General features: G+C 58.1%; 17 protein-coding genes and 5 pseudogenes. 13 read left to right on the top strand and 9 right to left on the bottom strand.

Annotated features, from left to right (window positions below):
- Window positions 1-7: 7 nt before the first annotated feature.
- The 3 genes and pseudogenes from ccmI to L0U84_RS33195 form a co-directional block, all read right to left on the bottom strand.
- Window positions 8-1,246 carry a c-type cytochrome biogenesis protein CcmI gene (ccmI, locus tag L0U84_RS33205; protein ID WP_233856264.1) on the bottom strand — a complete coding sequence of 413 codons (1,239 nt, stop codon included), beginning with the start codon at window positions 1,244-1,246 and terminating at the stop codon, window positions 8-10.
- Window positions 1,243-1,689, bottom strand: coding sequence for a cytochrome c-type biogenesis protein (locus L0U84_RS33200; RefSeq protein ID WP_442794073.1), 447 nt, complete (start codon window positions 1,687-1,689; stop codon window positions 1,243-1,245). The genes ccmI and L0U84_RS33200 overlap by 4 nt, the downstream gene beginning before the upstream one ends.
- Window positions 1,690-1,717: 28 nt before the next feature.
- A pseudogene (locus L0U84_RS33195) lies at window positions 1,718-2,131 on the bottom strand (DsbE family thiol:disulfide interchange protein); the annotation flags it as partial.
- 14 nt (window positions 2,132-2,145) lie between these two features.
- Here L0U84_RS33195 and L0U84_RS33190 point away from each other — a divergent pair.
- A pseudogene (locus L0U84_RS33190) lies at window positions 2,146-2,718 on the top strand (transglutaminase-like domain-containing protein); the annotation flags it as partial.
- Window positions 2,719-2,950: 232 nt separating this feature from the next.
- Here the strand turns inward: L0U84_RS33190 and L0U84_RS33185 are convergent.
- Window positions 2,951-3,268 carry a hypothetical protein gene (locus L0U84_RS33185; protein WP_233856261.1) on the bottom strand — a complete coding sequence of 106 codons (318 nt, stop codon included), beginning with the start codon at window positions 3,266-3,268 and terminating at the stop codon, window positions 2,951-2,953.
- Between the two features lie 369 nt (window positions 3,269-3,637).
- Entirely contained in the window at window positions 3,638-3,874 is a 237-nt protein-coding gene (locus L0U84_RS33180; RefSeq protein ID WP_233856260.1) for a hypothetical protein, read from the bottom strand.
- 217 nt (window positions 3,875-4,091) lie between these two features.
- Between L0U84_RS33180 and L0U84_RS33175 the strand changes: the two genes are divergently transcribed.
- A complete protein-coding gene (locus L0U84_RS33175; RefSeq protein WP_233856259.1) occupies window positions 4,092-4,268 on the top strand; it encodes a hypothetical protein in 177 nt (58 codons plus the stop codon).
- Between the two features lie 291 nt (window positions 4,269-4,559).
- On the opposite strand, the gene L0U84_RS33170 is transcribed toward L0U84_RS33175, so the two are convergent.
- Window positions 4,560-4,826, bottom strand: a complete 267-nt coding sequence (locus L0U84_RS33170; RefSeq protein ID WP_233856933.1) for a response regulator — start codon at window positions 4,824-4,826, stop codon at window positions 4,560-4,562.
- A 1,256-nt stretch (window positions 4,827-6,082) separates the two neighbouring features.
- Between L0U84_RS33170 and L0U84_RS33155 the strand changes: the two genes are divergently transcribed.
- From L0U84_RS33155 to L0U84_RS33130, 6 genes and pseudogenes are all read left to right on the top strand, one after another.
- The gene (locus L0U84_RS33155; protein ID WP_233856258.1) at window positions 6,083-6,340 is read left to right on the top strand and encodes a hypothetical protein; all 258 of its coding nucleotides are present in this window, start codon (window positions 6,083-6,085) and stop codon (window positions 6,338-6,340) included.
- A 25-nt stretch (window positions 6,341-6,365) separates the two neighbouring features.
- Window positions 6,366-6,668 carry a hypothetical protein gene (locus L0U84_RS33150; RefSeq protein ID WP_233856257.1) on the top strand — a complete coding sequence of 101 codons (303 nt, stop codon included), beginning with the start codon at window positions 6,366-6,368 and terminating at the stop codon, window positions 6,666-6,668.
- Window positions 6,669-7,208: 540 nt separating this feature from the next.
- Window positions 7,209-7,532, top strand: a pseudogene (locus L0U84_RS33145) (hypothetical protein).
- Complete coding sequence (locus L0U84_RS33140) at window positions 7,519-7,752, top strand: DUF6723 family protein (RefSeq protein WP_233856256.1); 234 nt, start codon at window positions 7,519-7,521, stop codon at window positions 7,750-7,752. Before L0U84_RS33145 ends, L0U84_RS33140 begins: the two are co-directional and overlap by 14 nt.
- Window positions 7,753-8,793: 1,041 nt before the next feature.
- Window positions 8,794-8,997 (top strand): cold-shock protein, encoded by a 204-nt coding sequence (locus L0U84_RS33135; protein ID WP_017773014.1) that lies wholly within the window; start codon window positions 8,794-8,796, stop codon window positions 8,995-8,997.
- A gap of 280 nt (window positions 8,998-9,277) precedes the next feature.
- Complete coding sequence (locus tag L0U84_RS33130) at window positions 9,278-9,502, top strand: hypothetical protein (protein WP_233856931.1); 225 nt, start codon at window positions 9,278-9,280, stop codon at window positions 9,500-9,502.
- A 239-nt stretch (window positions 9,503-9,741) separates the two neighbouring features.
- Here the strand turns inward: L0U84_RS33130 and L0U84_RS33125 are convergent.
- The 3 genes and pseudogenes from L0U84_RS33125 to L0U84_RS33115 form a co-directional block, all read right to left on the bottom strand.
- A pseudogene (locus L0U84_RS33125) lies at window positions 9,742-9,867 on the bottom strand (IS3 family transposase); the annotation flags it as partial.
- Window positions 9,868-9,940: 73 nt separating this feature from the next.
- Window positions 9,941-10,073: pseudogene (rpsU, locus tag L0U84_RS33120) on the bottom strand (30S ribosomal protein S21); the annotation flags it as partial.
- A gap of 82 nt (window positions 10,074-10,155) precedes the next feature.
- Window positions 10,156-10,443, bottom strand: coding sequence for a hypothetical protein (locus L0U84_RS33115; RefSeq protein ID WP_233856255.1), 288 nt, complete (start codon window positions 10,441-10,443; stop codon window positions 10,156-10,158).
- A gap of 87 nt (window positions 10,444-10,530) precedes the next feature.
- On the opposite strand from L0U84_RS33115, the gene L0U84_RS33110 reads away from it, so the two are divergent.
- The 5 genes from L0U84_RS33110 to L0U84_RS33085 all read left to right on the top strand — a co-directional run bounded on the left by L0U84_RS33110 (window position 10,531) and on the right by L0U84_RS33085 (window position 13,327).
- Entirely contained in the window at window positions 10,531-10,749 is a 219-nt protein-coding gene (locus L0U84_RS33110; protein WP_233856254.1) for a hypothetical protein, read from the top strand.
- Window positions 10,750-10,823: 74 nt separating this feature from the next.
- Window positions 10,824-11,027 (top strand): cold-shock protein, encoded by a 204-nt coding sequence (locus L0U84_RS33105; protein WP_233856253.1) that lies wholly within the window; start codon window positions 10,824-10,826, stop codon window positions 11,025-11,027.
- Window positions 11,028-11,214: 187 nt separating this feature from the next.
- On the top strand, window positions 11,215-11,712 hold the full coding sequence (locus tag L0U84_RS33100; RefSeq protein ID WP_233856252.1) for a DUF892 family protein: 498 nt from the start codon (window positions 11,215-11,217) through the stop codon (window positions 11,710-11,712).
- Between the two features lie 638 nt (window positions 11,713-12,350).
- Window positions 12,351-12,566 carry a hypothetical protein gene (locus L0U84_RS33090; protein ID WP_233856250.1) on the top strand — a complete coding sequence of 72 codons (216 nt, stop codon included), beginning with the start codon at window positions 12,351-12,353 and terminating at the stop codon, window positions 12,564-12,566.
- Between the two features lie 557 nt (window positions 12,567-13,123).
- Complete coding sequence (locus L0U84_RS33085) at window positions 13,124-13,327, top strand: cold-shock protein (RefSeq protein WP_233856249.1); 204 nt, start codon at window positions 13,124-13,126, stop codon at window positions 13,325-13,327.
- The last annotated feature ends 1,405 nt before the right edge of the window (window positions 13,328-14,732 follow it).

Genomic DNA, 14,732 nt, shown 5'->3' with positions numbered 1-14,732 from the left:
GGTCACGTCACCGGATAATGCCGTCGATTGTAACGTTGACGACCGCGCGCCCTCTTGTAACCGGACCGCTTGTGCCGATGAGATCGCCATGCGTGAGTTGCGCGCTACCAGACGCGGACACATGTGCTTCTACGATCACTTTGTCGAAGTCAGATAGCTTTCTCTCGGGCATCATGGCCATCGAATCGTCAAGGCGCAGCGTCGACGGTAACTGATCCACTCGCACCCGCTGTACGGCCAACGGCACGCGCGAGCCATCTTCGGCGAGTGCGTAGACAAAGACCTGTTCATCCCGCCGCGTGCGTGCCGAAAGGGACGGGCTCAATCTTATGTGCACTTCGAGCACGGTCGGTCGCCCCTTTCCCGACAATTCCGCTGCCGAGGCCTGCACCGGATTTGCCGCCATTGCCTCGGCGTCGATATTCCTCTGCGCCTCAAGCGCCATCGCCGAGCCTGGATCCGCTATATCTTTCAGGCGCTGCCAATAGTGGATCGCGAGCGAGTAGTTCTGGCTGTCGTGCGCCGCAGACGCGGCCAGTGCCAAGGCCTTCGGATGATCGGGATCCACTGCAAGCGCGGCGTCGATGCTTTGCAATGCTTCACCGTTCAGATCACCACCGCGGGCCGTTGCCAATGCATCAGCGTAGTCGGCAAGCAGATCCGCGTCGCGTGGTTTCAACACCAGCGCACGGCGATAGGCGACCACGGCATCGTCCGCACGATCCAGGACGACATACGAACGGGCAAGCATGGCCCAACCTTCAGCGTCGTCGGGTTGTTGACGCAGCCGTGTCACCAGTTGGCTGACGACAACCTCAAGCGAGCCTTGCGTCGCAACGTGATCATCCAGTTGCGATGTGCCGCCCGATTCGACGGCCACAGCGGCCGGATCGCCCAGCCGCATGTACAGCACCGTCGCGGCGGAAGGCAGCAGCGCAAGTATCAACGCGGCCATCCCGGCCCGCCCGAGCACGTCTGCGATCCCGCCACCCGGCCCAACTGAAGTGCTGTCGCCTGTTTCGTCCACAAGGCGGCGCTCCAGTTCGACGCGGGCGTCGTCGAGACAATCAGCGGACAACTGCCGGGCCGCGACTTCCCGCTCCAGTTCATCGAAATTCGCGCGATAGATGGCCACTGGCACGCCGTGACCGTTGCGCAACGGCTCGCAGCGACGTAACAGCGGTGCCATCACGCACACGGCGGAAACCGTGATCATCGTTGCGGCAATCAGCCAGAAGGTAATCATCGCGGCGCGCCTTCCTTGCGGTCCGCAAGCAATGTTTCCGCATGCCGCCGTTCATCCGGACTGAGCATTCGAGGACGCACATTGCGAGAGTGCCGGATGCTGAGAACCAGAACGACGGCTCCTGCAGCAAGCGTCATGAACGGTCCAAACCAGAGTGCCCAGGTAACGGGCTTGACGGGTGGCTGGTAGAGCACGAAGTCGCCATAGCGGCGGACCATGTACGCCCGAATCTGTTCGTCACTGGCGCCATTGCGGACCTGCTCGCGAATCTGGTCGCGCAGATCGGCGGCCAGTTCGGCATTCGAATCAGCGAGGCTCTGGTTCTGGCAAACGAGGCACCGGAAGCTCTCGGCCAGATGCCGCACACGCGCGTCGTACTGCCGGTCGTCGGCGGATTGTGCCAATGCACATGCCACCGACACAACTAGCAGCAGCGCGGCCACAGCCTGAGTCACCACGCCGTACGCGCGACTAGCCATGGCCTGCCTCGCGTTGAAGTCTGCCGATGAGCGGAACAATCACCGTGTCGACCGAAGAACGCGTTAGCGGGCCAGGTAGGCGGTATCGCACGATCTCCGAGCGGTCGATGACGAACGTTTCCGGCACCCCATAGACCCCGTAGTCGATGGCCGTCTCTCCCGTTCGATCGACAATCGACGCGGTGTATGGATCGCCCGCTTCCTTGAGCCATCGAGTCGCGTTCTGGGGATCGTCCTTGTAGTTCAAGCCCAGAACAGGCGCGATGCGACGCGCCGCGAAATCGGCCAGCACGGGCAGCTCGTCACGGCACGGCTCGCACCATGACGCCCATACGTTGAGAATCCAGACCTGACCAAGCATGGCGCGGGATGACATCGATTCACCCGACGCATCAAGTCGCGGGAGATTGAAATCGGGCTATCTCCGATCAACCTGAGACGCACGAACCGCTCGACTATCAGCATGCCATTGAAACGCTTCCGGATGAATGTCTGATGTTCCTGCTCGGCAGCCGTTATTGCGAAACCGATCTGCTCTCCGACATTGCGTGGAATCTGTTTTCCGGTACGCTTCCGGGGAGCCGCCGAGTGCAGGCGATTTGCGACTACGTGCATCATCACATCACGTTTGGATACGAATTTGCACGGCCGACCAAGACCGCTTTTCAGGCGTGGCAGGAACGCAAGGGCGTGTGTCGCGACTTCGCGCATCTGGCCGTGGCGTTGTGCCGCGCGATGAATATTCCGGCGCGCTATTGCACGGGATACATCAGCGATGTCGGCGTGCCGCCGCCGTCGAGTCCGATGGATTTTGCAGCCTGGTTCGAAGCCTACGTTGGCGGCTCATGGCAGACCTTCGATCCGCGCAACAACGCGCCGCGTACTGGACGTGTGCTGATGGCGCGCGGCCGCGATGCTGCCGATGTTGCGATCAGCAACACATTTGGTCCCACGAAGCTCGTCAAATTCGATGTCCACTGCGCGCCCGAGTGAGTTCGCGCGGCTTTCGGACTACGTCGCTCCGCTTCCAGCACTGCAATCATGGACGCAGGTGGCGCCAGGCCGGATCGCGTTCAACGGCGTCCGATAGAATAAGAAAGCCCCCCTCGTACTGAACCACGTTATCGCCAACAGTTAGTCTCAACAAACGCAGCGACATCTGCGGTGATTGGCATATCCATCCCAACAGCCGGGTGGCCATAGCGTTCGAGGCGGCCGCCGGGATCTAGTGTCTGGGCCCCTTCATTCCTTCCGCTTCCATGGCAGCATTGCGCTCCTCGCTTGCCTCGATGGGTTCCATCGTTTCGTCTACAGACGCTGTCGCGCGTTCCGCGGCTGACCTCGTTTCGTTGACATCTGCACCAACCCCTGCGTCGTCCTCACCCGGGGGCTCGAGCATGTCTTTAAGTACGGCTTCCAGCTCTGGCGTATTCCACGGTGCGCCACGCTGCTTTTTCCCTTTTATATAGTGCCTGACTTCCGCATCCTGCTCGGGAGTCAATGGAAGGCCGTGAAAGGTGCTTTGGGGGGTAGAGTCAAGCATGGTACTGCTCCCGGAATTTGACCTATTTCAAGTGTAGTCCTGTTTTGTACGGATATCGCCGACTATCGGTCGGTTCATCGAGCAATCTTCCGCGTGCCCCCGTGTCCGGCAAGTGGACGGCCTGCGTTGCCGAGCGCTGCACGGGTAGCAAAGAAGCGCGCAGCAGCACTGAACACGAAAACGAATCCTCCTTGATTCGGCCAATTCGCGGGGCGCTGGGCCTGGCATTTTGAAGGCGCATTGCCGAAAGCAGCCACAAGGAGGATCCCACGATGCAGGGCATCAGGCGCACAGGCCAAAACAATCACCCGCTGTAGGTAGGCCCCCTATGACCGCTGAATGGTACGGGCGAGGAAGCAAAGATGGGGATCAGTCGACTGGGCCAAGTAATACGTCGATTGCCGCTTGACCGGCGATTTCAGCTATCAGGTAAGCCCATCGTTCGGTAAAGGGGCCGTTGCGCAGTGGGATGCGGCCTCCTCGCGCGCCAAGCACTTCGAGGTTTGTGCTGCCTTTGATCTGAAAAATCACGTCAAACGTGTCCTGAGTAGCCGGAGTCAGTTCGACATGAATCTCGAAGCTACGATACGCGATCATTCGGTGCATGAAAGCCTCCGTCTGGTCATCTGAGCCTAACATAAACAACCTTGAACGGCTCACGCAGCTATTGGCCTTGATAGTTAGGACTCTTTGGGAGAGTTCGACGCCATTGTAGGCCCGGTGGGTCCTGAGGTATCAGACTGACGCAGTGGAAGTCGTTTGAGCACTCGCGCGGACGCTTTAACCGGGTGGCATCGTCGCGTTTCAGGAACACGATACGACGATGGCCCCCGCAGCTCTGGACCCATTTCCCTTGCACCGGCAGGCGACGCGCTGGATTCAACAAATGATCGAGCGGGAAGGTGCCGACCTGCATATCGGATTCAACCTTCACCGCAGCTTTACGCAAGCGGGGCTGGACGTTGAAGTAGTTCGCGCCGAGTGTGTGTTGCACACCTGACCGTCCTGACGGCCTGGGCCATATTGTCCACGCATGTCTACCGCGCATTGTCACCCACAATGTTGCGACTGGGGACGAGATCGACATCGCGACGCTTCAGGCACGGCTTGACGCTGAACGCGCCGGTTCCACAGGAATCGACGTTGGTGACATGGCGTTCGGGGCGTGGGCGCGCAAAACTCTGGAAACCTGAGGCTGGCGAGTTCGCCAACATGTGTCTGCTTCGGCCGGCTCTTATGGTGCCGGATGCGGCCGTTCAACCACTAGCCTCATTCCAGAAAATCTGCCTGGTCATTTTATCCGTTCGAGCAGCCACAGAAGCGGGCCTGGTGCTGCGCCCTTCTGGCAGTAGGCGTCGAAGCCGCCGGCTACGGCCTTGGAGGGAACCGTGGATTCGTCCTGAGCGCTAAAAGCCACAATAACAAGGTCTTGGGTTGTAACGTCGTGGCGAAGAAGTTGCGCGACCGCGTAGCCATCCATGCCCGGCATGTTGATGTCCAGTACAACAATGTCCGGAATCTGTGCGGCGACCGTCAGCAGCGCCGCTGGCCCGTCCAGAACGCACCGCGCGTCATAGCCCGCCAGTGACAGTGCTGCGGTGAGCGCTTCTGCGCCCGGGACGATAGTCGTCCACGACTAGCAGCCGGTACTTGGCGCGCGTCGCCACGTGCTGCACGGTGCGCGCCGTCCAGCGTATTGTGTCAGGAGAGGTTTTCATTGCGAAGATATGCCTTGCGGTTAGCTCGCAGCTGGAATGCTCGCTGCCATGACAGCTGTCGTTGCGCATGCCGCCCGCAATGGCAGAGGATTAGAACCTGAGCGCAATCTTCATGCCCAACGAACCAACGAACCAACGAACCAACGAACCAACGAACCAACGAACCAACGAACCAACGAACCAACGAACCAACGAACCAACGAACCAACGAACCAACGAACCAACGAACCAACGAACCAACGAACCAACGAATGAGACCCAGCGTTCCACAGCCGGCTCGAAACTGCGTGGTCACTGGTGGTCCTCGAACGCCTGCCGGACGCGCTGCATCGTCTCGACGCGCGGGTGTCGACCGTGCAACGCACCGGACGTGCCTCGCGCTGGCGATAATAGTTCGCGACGCAGATCGGCTCTGCGCGTAGTATGAGTCTGTTGCCTGACATTCGCGCTTGCCACGAACTCGGTGATACGGTCGACGTACATGTCGTCGTGAAGGCACGTTGGGTTTCTGCGCGAATATGGTCGTGGGATAGGCCGGTTGCCAAAAACCTCCCGGCATTGTGGTGCATCTGCGCGGCGACATAGAGGTATCTATGGCAGACGATGTTCATCTGTATAGGGGACTGGAAGTTCGTCCGCTTGTTTTTCCGCACGTGGCAACACGGCCCGGTTTCGCCCACGACTACGATGAAGGCTTCGACGCGGCAGTCCGGATAAAGGAGCCCGACGGCGACACGGTCGAGGCAAGAAGTCGCGTCTTTCAACTGCACGTCGAAAAGCCGTTTCTGTGTAGTGGCGACGCAAGGCGCGCTCAACTATTTACGGCGAACTACTTATCGACGAATGCCCCAAGGGCAAGACCATTTGGGATGGCGAGTAGCGTAGCGGTTCTTTCCGCTCGCGTAGGAAGATGCTATGTCGTGCTCATCCGGCCGCGTACACGTTATCCCTTGACTTACAGCTCCAGTCCGTGCGATTGCCCGAACTCGCGTCAGCGGGTCTGATCGGCAGCGCTTGGGGCGTGGGTCGAATCCGGTCTCGTGCGCGTTGTTCAACGGGTGCGGCCAACTCCGCAGCATGCGGTGAGGAGAAACAGATGGACGTTTACCTGCCCGTTTTTCGTGTTGATCCCACGCCACGTCGGGCCGACGGTGAATATATCGCCCATGCGCGAATCAGTAGTAGCGGCGACGACGGGCGTGAGTACGACGTCCATCTGAGCGGAGATCTGGCCGGCTTTGACGCGCGCGAAGATGCCGTTCGATTTGCCACCCATTGGGCCGCAGAATGGCTCGAGGCCCATCGCAGTTTGTGGCAGCGGCCGCCTGGTGACAGCCCTGTAAAACGAACATGACTTCTCGTGACCATGGGGAACTTACATGGCGAACGCTGATGCGCTCTCGACACTGGCCGAATATCTCGAACTTTCGCTCGATACGAGCGGCAGCGTCATCATGATGCAAGGCTGCGACGAACGTTGTGCGATGTATGTTGGCAATGCCGCAGAAGATCAGGAGCACTGGCAGTATTCCGGCGTGATACCCGCGCTCCTTGCATGTGACATACTCAAAATGACCCATTCTGGTTCTAACCGAATGGAAATCGACGGTCAGAGATACCGGTTCGTCCGAAGTTTCACGCACTTCGAGGACCGCGGGGCGATTGTTTTTTCTCCCGCGTAAGGCTGATTTTCCCCGCATTTCCGGGACAGCATATCGCCGTCGCACGGTTGGGCGCCGCTCCTGAAGCCAAACGTGCGACCAAGGGGATGCCTGACGCGCTCTAATCGCCGGACTACCCATAATATGGGTATGCTTTAACGCCCCTGTGACACTGATTTTGGCTTGGAACTGGACATGCGACTTGCTCACCGATATGTGGTCTGACGCTTGATAAAAAACGGCGGTTCACTACAGGGACGGGTGGTACGTTGATTCGATTCCAACGCTTCTTGTCCTCTCTCACCCCTGTCGTCCGTCGTGGGTTCGCGGACGGCGCTCGATTTTCATCTACTGTCTGGTTAGCTCTTTCCCCTTTCCAGGCGAAGCGATATTCCGTCTCTGGACGCCGAGTCCGCTAGCTGCGCTGCCACGATGGTTGTTCAATCCCGACCTCTGCGGTGCGCTGTTCATCGCCATTTCGTTTGCGGCAATCGCCCACTTGCCACACACCGGGCGGTTCCCGGCTCCTTTCCGTCATGGCCTACACCTTTGGGCTTCATCATGAGCCAGCACGTCAGAACCTACAGAGGGTTGGAGATTTGTCCCCTCGTCTATCCCCACATTCCTCGGGGTGCCGTTGGATCATAATACGACTACGACGCCGGCTTCGACGCTGCTGTCAGGATATGCCGCCGAGACACCAACGACACACTGACGGCCAGCCGCGTATTTCGGGTTCCACATCGTGCGCCGTTTGGCGAGGCGGGCGGGGCGCGCAAGGCATCGAGCAACTATGCGGAGCAGCTGATTTATGGACAGGTCGACGGGCAGACGGTCCGCGATCCTGAGCGGGCCGCAACAGGAGACGCAAATGGAGCAACGTAAGCTTGGGGCGGAGAACTATGAGGTCGCCGCTTCGTTTCGCCGGACGATGGGTGGCACTGTTCCAAGCCTGAAGGTGATCCGCCTTTCCGACAAGCGGGTCATTTATCCATTTCTCGGGTGCCCAGACATGCCCCTATGCGAGGATCCAGAGAGCGCGAAGAACTTCGCCGAGGTCTACGGCTTGCAACTCGTCAACGGCGATATTGCGGTTCCGGAATAATCTATTACGATCGCTGCGGCCTACGCTCAGCGGGCTGCATTCACGTGTGGCCACACAGGTTTGAGATATGGACTCACGATCTGCCGGTGGTCCGGCACGCTGTTGTCGCGTCTTCGTTCGGCTTGAAATTCCATGGAAAGGGGCAGTTTCTGGCTGACGCACGAACGCGTCGGGGAACGAGCGAAGTCCCTGTTGTCATGACAGACAACGGCACATTGAATACACACGACGACGGACTGCACTGAACGCTGCTCGGCATCAATTCGTCGCGCTTCGACATCGGTGCGTGCGACACTGACCATGACGAGGCGCCTGGCCTGAACTGCGCGTGGTACGCAGACATCCTGATGAAGCTCGCCGAACGCTAACGCCCGACGGGGTGGCGACATGCACGAAATTCCTTACTGTCTGGTTCTTCGCGCCGGACACGAATCGTATTTTTTGGACCGGGAGTTCGTGCTGATCCGCCGCCAGGCGAGTCGCATGATGAACTTTTTCGTGCGAGCACGGGAAACCAATGTCGATCGAAGACGCGCGCTGGGATCGCTTTTCCCGGGTGTGCGGGTTCTCGTCCGACGAACTGAAGTTTTTGTGCTCTTACTCATTGATGGAAGCCGGGGAGACCGGACATCAACTTGCGTTGCTCGCCCACCTTTAGCGTTCTGACACGATCGGGGGATGAGGGCACTCGTCTATGCGCTGCTTACCACCCAGACGTGGCCCTGTGCCTTGGCGCGCGCGGCCTCGACGGCCGCTCCACTGCCCGCCACCTCTGTCTAACCTGCGTGTCATGCCAGGCAACGGGGCAGTCAGGCAGGGCCGGATCGCTTCGTCTGCAGAACGGGGCACCTACTGAAAGAGTTACAAGATAAATATTGACGCAGGTCCACCCGGCGGATACCGTGTTGCTTGAAGTTCAAGAAGTTCGATTGCTGTTCATCAATTGCTCGCTCCTCAGCGGTATTCGTTGTCCTCTCCCTCCTTGAAGCTTCACACGCTCTTTGATAGAGCAATTCTTCGTTTTTTTCTCAAGGATTCTTCATGGATACCGGCACCGTTAAGTGGTTCAACGACAGCAAAGGCTTTGGCTTCATCACCCCGGACAAGGGCGGCGACGACCTGTTCGCTCACTTCTCCGAAATCAGGGGCGACGGCTTCAAGACGCTGGCTGAAAATCAGAAGGTGAGCTTCGAAACGAAGCAAGGTCCGAAGGGGCTGCAAGCGGCTAACATCAAGCCGATGTAAAGTTGAAGGGCCCGGCCTCCCACGACGGATGCCGGGTTGCAGCGACACCCTCGCGGAGCTTTGTCTCCCTCAGTTGGCGCGATCGCTCCCGATTGGCATCTGTTTATTGATGCAGCTTGCCAAGCGCCACACGCCTCGTTGCGCCTCATTCTCCCCCTCGGGCTTCAACGCCATTCTTTGCTTTTGGACTGCTTCATCATTCGGCCCGAATGGCTTTGAATTCACGCACCCGCGCACTTTTCGCACGGCACGTGCGCACTCAAATATCATCAAAATTAAAATGCAAAACAAACAAATTCAACAATACAACGGCTATGCCGTCCAATCGTCGACGCATCGTTTGCCCGACGGTAGCTTTTCATCTAACCTGCTGCTCGAACGCATCGAAAGCGCACGCGCCGAAGGCCGCTATTGGTTCTATTCGCTCGATTACTTCAAGAGTGAAGAGCAGGCGTTGCAGCACTCGACCCAGTGGGCACGTAACTGGGTCGACACGCGCGGTTAAAGACGACGCCGCCCGGTTCGTCGGCACGCATGGCTGACAACACCCCGTCCTTCTGGCCCCGCCGACAGTGGGGGCACATGGCGCCCTTCGGTTACGATGCAGGACTGGTTCGCTTCGCATAGCACCGAAAAGACGCGTGTTGGTGAGTCGCGAATCTTCCTTTGACTGATAGTCAAGTGAGGCCGGCTGTCAACGCCGATTAGAAACTGACGGGGCTGCGGCTAAAATCTTGGACTGGTTTATGGTGCAATTCCGAGACTTTCCCGGTATTCGAGCGGGCTGAGAGAGCCGAGTGAGACCTTGATCTGCTTTGCGATATACCAGCGAATGTAAGAGTCAACTACCTCAATGAATTGCTCAACGGTCAGAGAACGATACAACACGTCGGTCGAGTGGGCGCTTAAGGGGATCGCGCCGCGCCGGATCCACGCGTCAGGTGCGTTCGGTGGTGGGCTTCTCGTTCGAGGTGCGCGCGCAGTGCTCGGATCAGTCCAGTGTGTTGGAGCGAACGACGGAAACGCCGCATCGCATCTTCGACGGGCTCATCAGGTTTGGGGATAACAATGGCCAGATCGTTCGTGGATGTGAACTGAAGGCAAAAGGGATGGCCCATTCGCGAGCGCATCATCCACTACGATTGAGCGGCGAATCGTTCACATGTCAGCGACCGAGGCACCTTCCACCTTTCCGTCGACAATGTCCTCGCCTTGCTTGCATGCAGCTCGTCGGGCGATACCGAAGTCCGAAAACGCGTGCTGCCTTTCCAGCTTGAAAACACGGGAAGCACCGGTGGCGCCCGTCATGTCTGGACGGGAAATGCGCACTGCGACGTCATAACCTTCCGCATAGCGTGAATGTCCGTCGAAGTGTCCGAATGTGCGCGCGAAAACGAGGGGATGAAGTTCAAAACCCTTGTAGAGGAGACGCGGTTGTATGGACATCGTCGTTCCTTAACCTCGACAAGGGATAGCTCACTATACTCGCGTATTTCTGAGGGCCCGAGTTTTTATTGCGCATTGATTTGACGAATGTTCGAGACGGCACATGGCCAGCCGCTGCTACCGTCAGACGCGGCCTCAAATCGACAGATGCAGCCCTTTGCAGGACCGGTCGATTTCGATTTCGAACCCGCGCAGACTGTTACCAGAAATGCCTTGACCGTGTTCGGCGTTGTGCGTATGTTACATATTGAAGCTCAAGAAGCTCGATTGCTGCTCATCAATCAACCGCCATTCGCGCGGCACTAGTTGTCCTCTCCCTCCTTGAACCTTCTTTTCCGTTCCTTCGCAGGAACAGTCGCGGATATTTTCAGGGAATTTGTATGGACACCGGTACCGTCAAGTGGTTCGACGACGACAAGGGCTTCGGCTTCATTACGCCTGACGCAGGCGGTGACGATCTGTTTGCCCACTTCTCGGAAGTGCACGGCGAAGGCTTCAAGACTCTCGTCGAAACACAGAAGGTCAGCTACGAGACAAAGCGCAGCGACAAGGGTATGCAGGCGGTCAACATCACGCCTCTCTGATTTCTCTGCCCTGGCGTCCTGCGAGATTGCGCGAACCTGCCGTCGCGGCATTCCGTACGTGTCATCTCCACGCTACATGCACCCGGTTGCGGTCGTCGTCTACGACGTCGATGGCATCGGACATCGGATGCATGTTGTGGGGCACGGCGACTACGCGTCTCAATTTCAAAGGGGGTGGCGACCCATCATGACAGACCACCGACAAGATCTGCTGTGTCTGCTGCGAAGCGCTTATGCGTTGGCCCAGAATGTTGAACAATTGCTAAGGCGGTGCATCGATCGGCACGCAAGGCATGTCGGACTCGTCGCCCAGATCGATGCGTTTCTAACACAAACACTCGACGAGCAACGCATGCTGCGTGAGTGCCTGCATCGGATTGAGGATGGTGAGCACACGCCGCGATTATTGGCGAATGGAGGAGTCACAGAGATCCAGCGGCCGTCAGGTCAATCGGAAGACGATGCGCTTCGCGATCTGTCCCACGTTCGCGCGCTAGTACTTGCAGAAATCGATCTCTACCATTCGGGGATTGCAACCGCGGAGGCGAGCGGTTTCTTCGAAACCAGGTTCGTCTGCGAGGGTATCTTGACGCAGAAAGCTCTGATGACCGAGTGGTTGTCGCTAGACATGCCTTCGTACACCCGCATCGTGGATGGACTAGCCTACGCTCCGACCGTACGTTAGTCCTGCGGAAATCGGCCCGGAGGCGCGTAGCGTGGAAAGCCAGTTAGGAATCCGGTGTTTTGCATGCCGGAGGCATTTTCCGCCGCGCGCCTCTCCGTTCTCGGGCCCACCGTCTCTGAGGGGAGGTGCCTTCCTCCCTGAGATTGGCTGCTGCCTCAGGTGAGTCTGAACATCAAGTGACCATGCAATCTTCAATACTGGCTGCGTCAAGCAGCGACAGGAGTACACAATGACAATAACCTCTCGCCTATATCGAGGCCTCGAGATCTATCTGCTCATTTATCCGCATCACGCGACCCAGACCGGATTCGGCCATAACTATGAAGAAGGCTTCGAGGCGTCGGTTCGAATCTGCGAACCAGACACTGTGACAGATGACTGCCGGAGTCGCGTTTTCCGTGTACCGCGAACGCGCCCATTCGAGAACACCGGCGATGCACGACGGGCGTCTGCTGTCTATGCTGAGCAGGTGATCGACAATGCGGCATCAGACGGGACATTCTGGGACCACCAGTAAGAGAGGTTCGGCAATGGACAATATCGGACCGGGCAAAAGCGGCGTGGACCTACGGGATGGGAACAGTGCCGCGTGAATACTGAAATGCACCGAGCGCTGGAGCGCTTGACCAGGAGTTTCCATGCACTTTAATTCGACGACCTTTAAGATTGACCCCACGCCCCGACGGGCCGACGGCGAATATATGGCCCATGCGAAGATAAGCTGCCGCGTCGCCAACGGCGAGGAATCCAACATACTCATGAGTGGCGATCTCGCCGCTTTTGATGTACGAGCTGACGCCATCCTGTTTGCGAAGGAATGGGCAATCGCGTGGCTAGATGCACGATACGGTTGACCGAACGCGGGTTGGTGTCCAGGTTTTGAGCCTTACCCTGCGAGGGACTGAAGCGACATGGAGAACCATGGTCGGTCGCATTCCCTTCAGGCCTGCTCGCTGAAAATGCCTGCCAGATTAATTTTCCTCGCGTGGCGAATAGATTCCGGCATATCAACAACGAGAAGCATGCGTGTCGCGGCTATGAAATCGCGGATCCAGGCAGTCACGCGATCGAGTTCATGAAAGCGAACGGGGACTACCCGCAGGCTTTGGAACGCGCTTCACTGGACACAACGTCATGCGACATTCACGCTAAGGCTCACGCGAGTTCACCAGCAAGTCCAACGTTGCACATCCGGGCGAACAGTGCCTCGAACCCGAATAATCACGCCAGTTCGTCGAGGGATTGCATTTGTGGCGGACCGGTGTTAGTGTGAACAGGAAGCTCAAGAAGTCCGATTGCTGTCCATCAATAATTCCGTTGCCGCAGCGGTATTCGTTGTCCTCTCCCTCCTTGATCCTTCCTGCTCCGTCCGGAGCGTTACTTTCTATGCGTTCATTTTTCAAGGATTCTCATGGATACCGGTACCGTCAAATGGTTCAACGACTCAAAGGGCTTTGGCTTCATTACCCCTGACAGCGGCGGCGATGACCTTTTCGCCCATTTCTCGGAAATTCGCGGCGATGGTTTCAAGACCCTCGCCGAGGGCCAGAAAGTCAGCTTCGAAACGAAGCGCGGTCCCAAAGGCCTGCAGGCTGCCAACATTACACCTGCTTAAGGCACATCGCGGGGTCGTGACCCGACCCCGATGTGATTTCTCCGCGGAGCCCGCTCCCACGCGCTGGCATTTGCCAATCGCATGATTTCGTTCCTGCGCAAACGAGCGCCATCCTGATGGCCGCCATGTCATCGTCGTACGCTTTCCATGCGTGACGGACGTCCTTTTCGCTCGACCATTTCGTCAGCGAAGCTGACGCAGTCCAATACCCGTCACTGGGCGCACCACTGGATCGACACGCGCGGGTGATGTTCGTCGATGTTCACCTCCAGATTCAACATGGGCTGCGCACATTTGCAGTCCTACTGAATGGCCGCAACATGGCACTCATGCCCGCGCTGGAATCGGTACGATGACCGCCTTACACGAGCGGTACCATGACTAAATGAGCTAAGTAAAAGTCAAATCCAGGAGTAAGGTGGACGTGGGCGCGTACCGGCGCCCTTGTTGGTTTTTCTCCCCCGGGTGACCCGGGGGGCTTTTTCGTGTCGCCACTTCCGGGTTCGGAGCGGTTTCACTTGGCCTGACATCGATTTCAAAGCCTGGCAAGCAACTCGAGCTGATGCAGCGTTTCTCGTCCCGCGATTAGTGAGTACATGCACAAGTAGTTGCGCTCATCGTTCGAAAATTCACGTGTTCTCGAGAAAGCATCCCATGCTACGCCGACGAGCGATCGGGCGACGCCACACCTCCGGGCAAATGCCATGAGCAATTGGCTCGCGCCCCGGCGAATCAGCTCGCGATCGCTATCGAGGACGTAGCAATCATGCCCGGCCCTCAAGACCAGGTAGTACGGAGTCGCGCGCATTTTTTCGGTCCCGAGCGGTGATGGGGTTGCAGATCGCACTGCCACGAGTCTTCGCGACGCCGCGCTTCCCGCAATTGGCAAGACGGACTGCGGACGGCTCCATACCAGTCGTAGCGTTTTTCGGATCATCTCATTGCCCACTCTGGTGAACTGTCTTTGCCGGTCGCGTCGCAGAGAATTTGTGGGCCGTTTACGTCGAAGATGCCGAGCGGGTCCCAAAACGAGGACGGCCATTGGGTACCGAACTCATACTACGCGCGATCGAGTTCTTGCGGAGCGGATATTTCAGTATCGGCTCGATAGTCATAGCGATCCGGCTTCACAGGAAAACGATAGGTGAGGTTGACCCGCTCACCGGAGCTCGTCGCGGCAGTTTCCTCAATCGCGTTCTGCGCAGACACGTGGGGACACGTCGCGTCGCCCGAGCTGCCGCGCGTCCCTGCCCGGTGAAACCCAAGGCAGGCATGCATCCTCACGATATCGATAGCGGTATCCGTGCAGAAGTCGTATTCGAATGCTAAGTGTTCGAGATGGTTACAACGGGAGCGCACGTCGATGCTCCGATGCGGTCTGGCCAAAGCTGATAACTGCTGACAG

The organism is Paraburkholderia sp. HD33-4, from assembly GCF_021390635.1.
In the GTDB taxonomy this organism is placed as follows: Bacteria; Pseudomonadota; Gammaproteobacteria; order Burkholderiales; family Burkholderiaceae; genus Paraburkholderia.
The sequence above is the reverse complement of the archived record's forward strand: the minus strand, read 5'-3'. Positions and strand labels throughout refer to the sequence as shown.

Excerpts from the sequence above, each read along its gene's own strand:
- L0U84_RS33085 (WP_233856249.1), top strand. The coding sequence starts at position 13,124 with ATGGATACCGGTACCGTCAAATGGTTCAACGACTCAAAGGGCTTTGGC.
- L0U84_RS33175 (WP_233856259.1), top strand. The coding sequence starts at position 4,092 with ATGGCCCCCGCAGCTCTGGACCCATTTCCCTTGCACCGGCAGGCGACG.
- L0U84_RS33100 (WP_233856252.1), top strand. The coding sequence starts at position 11,215 with ATGACAGACCACCGACAAGATCTGCTGTGTCTGCTGCGAAGCGCTTAT.
- L0U84_RS33155 (WP_233856258.1), top strand. The coding sequence starts at position 6,083 with ATGGACGTTTACCTGCCCGTTTTTCGTGTTGATCCCACGCCACGTCGG.
- L0U84_RS33115 (WP_233856255.1), bottom strand. The coding sequence starts at position 10,443 with ATGTCCATACAACCGCGTCTCCTCTACAAGGGTTTTGAACTTCATCCC.
- L0U84_RS33180 (WP_233856260.1), bottom strand. The coding sequence starts at position 3,874 with ATGCACCGAATGATCGCGTATCGTAGCTTCGAGATTCATGTCGAACTG.
- L0U84_RS33135 (WP_017773014.1), top strand. The coding sequence starts at position 8,794 with ATGGATACCGGCACCGTTAAGTGGTTCAACGACAGCAAAGGCTTTGGC.
- L0U84_RS33090 (WP_233856250.1), top strand. The coding sequence starts at position 12,351 with ATGCACTTTAATTCGACGACCTTTAAGATTGACCCCACGCCCCGACGG.
- ccmI (WP_233856264.1), bottom strand. The coding sequence starts at position 1,246 with ATGATTACCTTCTGGCTGATTGCCGCAACGATGATCACGGTTTCCGCC.
- L0U84_RS33130 (WP_233856931.1), top strand. The coding sequence starts at position 9,278 with ATGCAAAACAAACAAATTCAACAATACAACGGCTATGCCGTCCAATCG.
- L0U84_RS33105 (WP_233856253.1), top strand. The coding sequence starts at position 10,824 with ATGGACACCGGTACCGTCAAGTGGTTCGACGACGACAAGGGCTTCGGC.
- L0U84_RS33150 (WP_233856257.1), top strand. The coding sequence starts at position 6,366 with ATGGCGAACGCTGATGCGCTCTCGACACTGGCCGAATATCTCGAACTT.
- L0U84_RS33140 (WP_233856256.1), top strand. The coding sequence starts at position 7,519 with ATGGAGCAACGTAAGCTTGGGGCGGAGAACTATGAGGTCGCCGCTTCG.
- L0U84_RS33110 (WP_233856254.1), top strand. The coding sequence starts at position 10,531 with ATGTTCGAGACGGCACATGGCCAGCCGCTGCTACCGTCAGACGCGGCC.
- L0U84_RS33185 (WP_233856261.1), bottom strand. The coding sequence starts at position 3,268 with ATGCTTGACTCTACCCCCCAAAGCACCTTTCACGGCCTTCCATTGACT.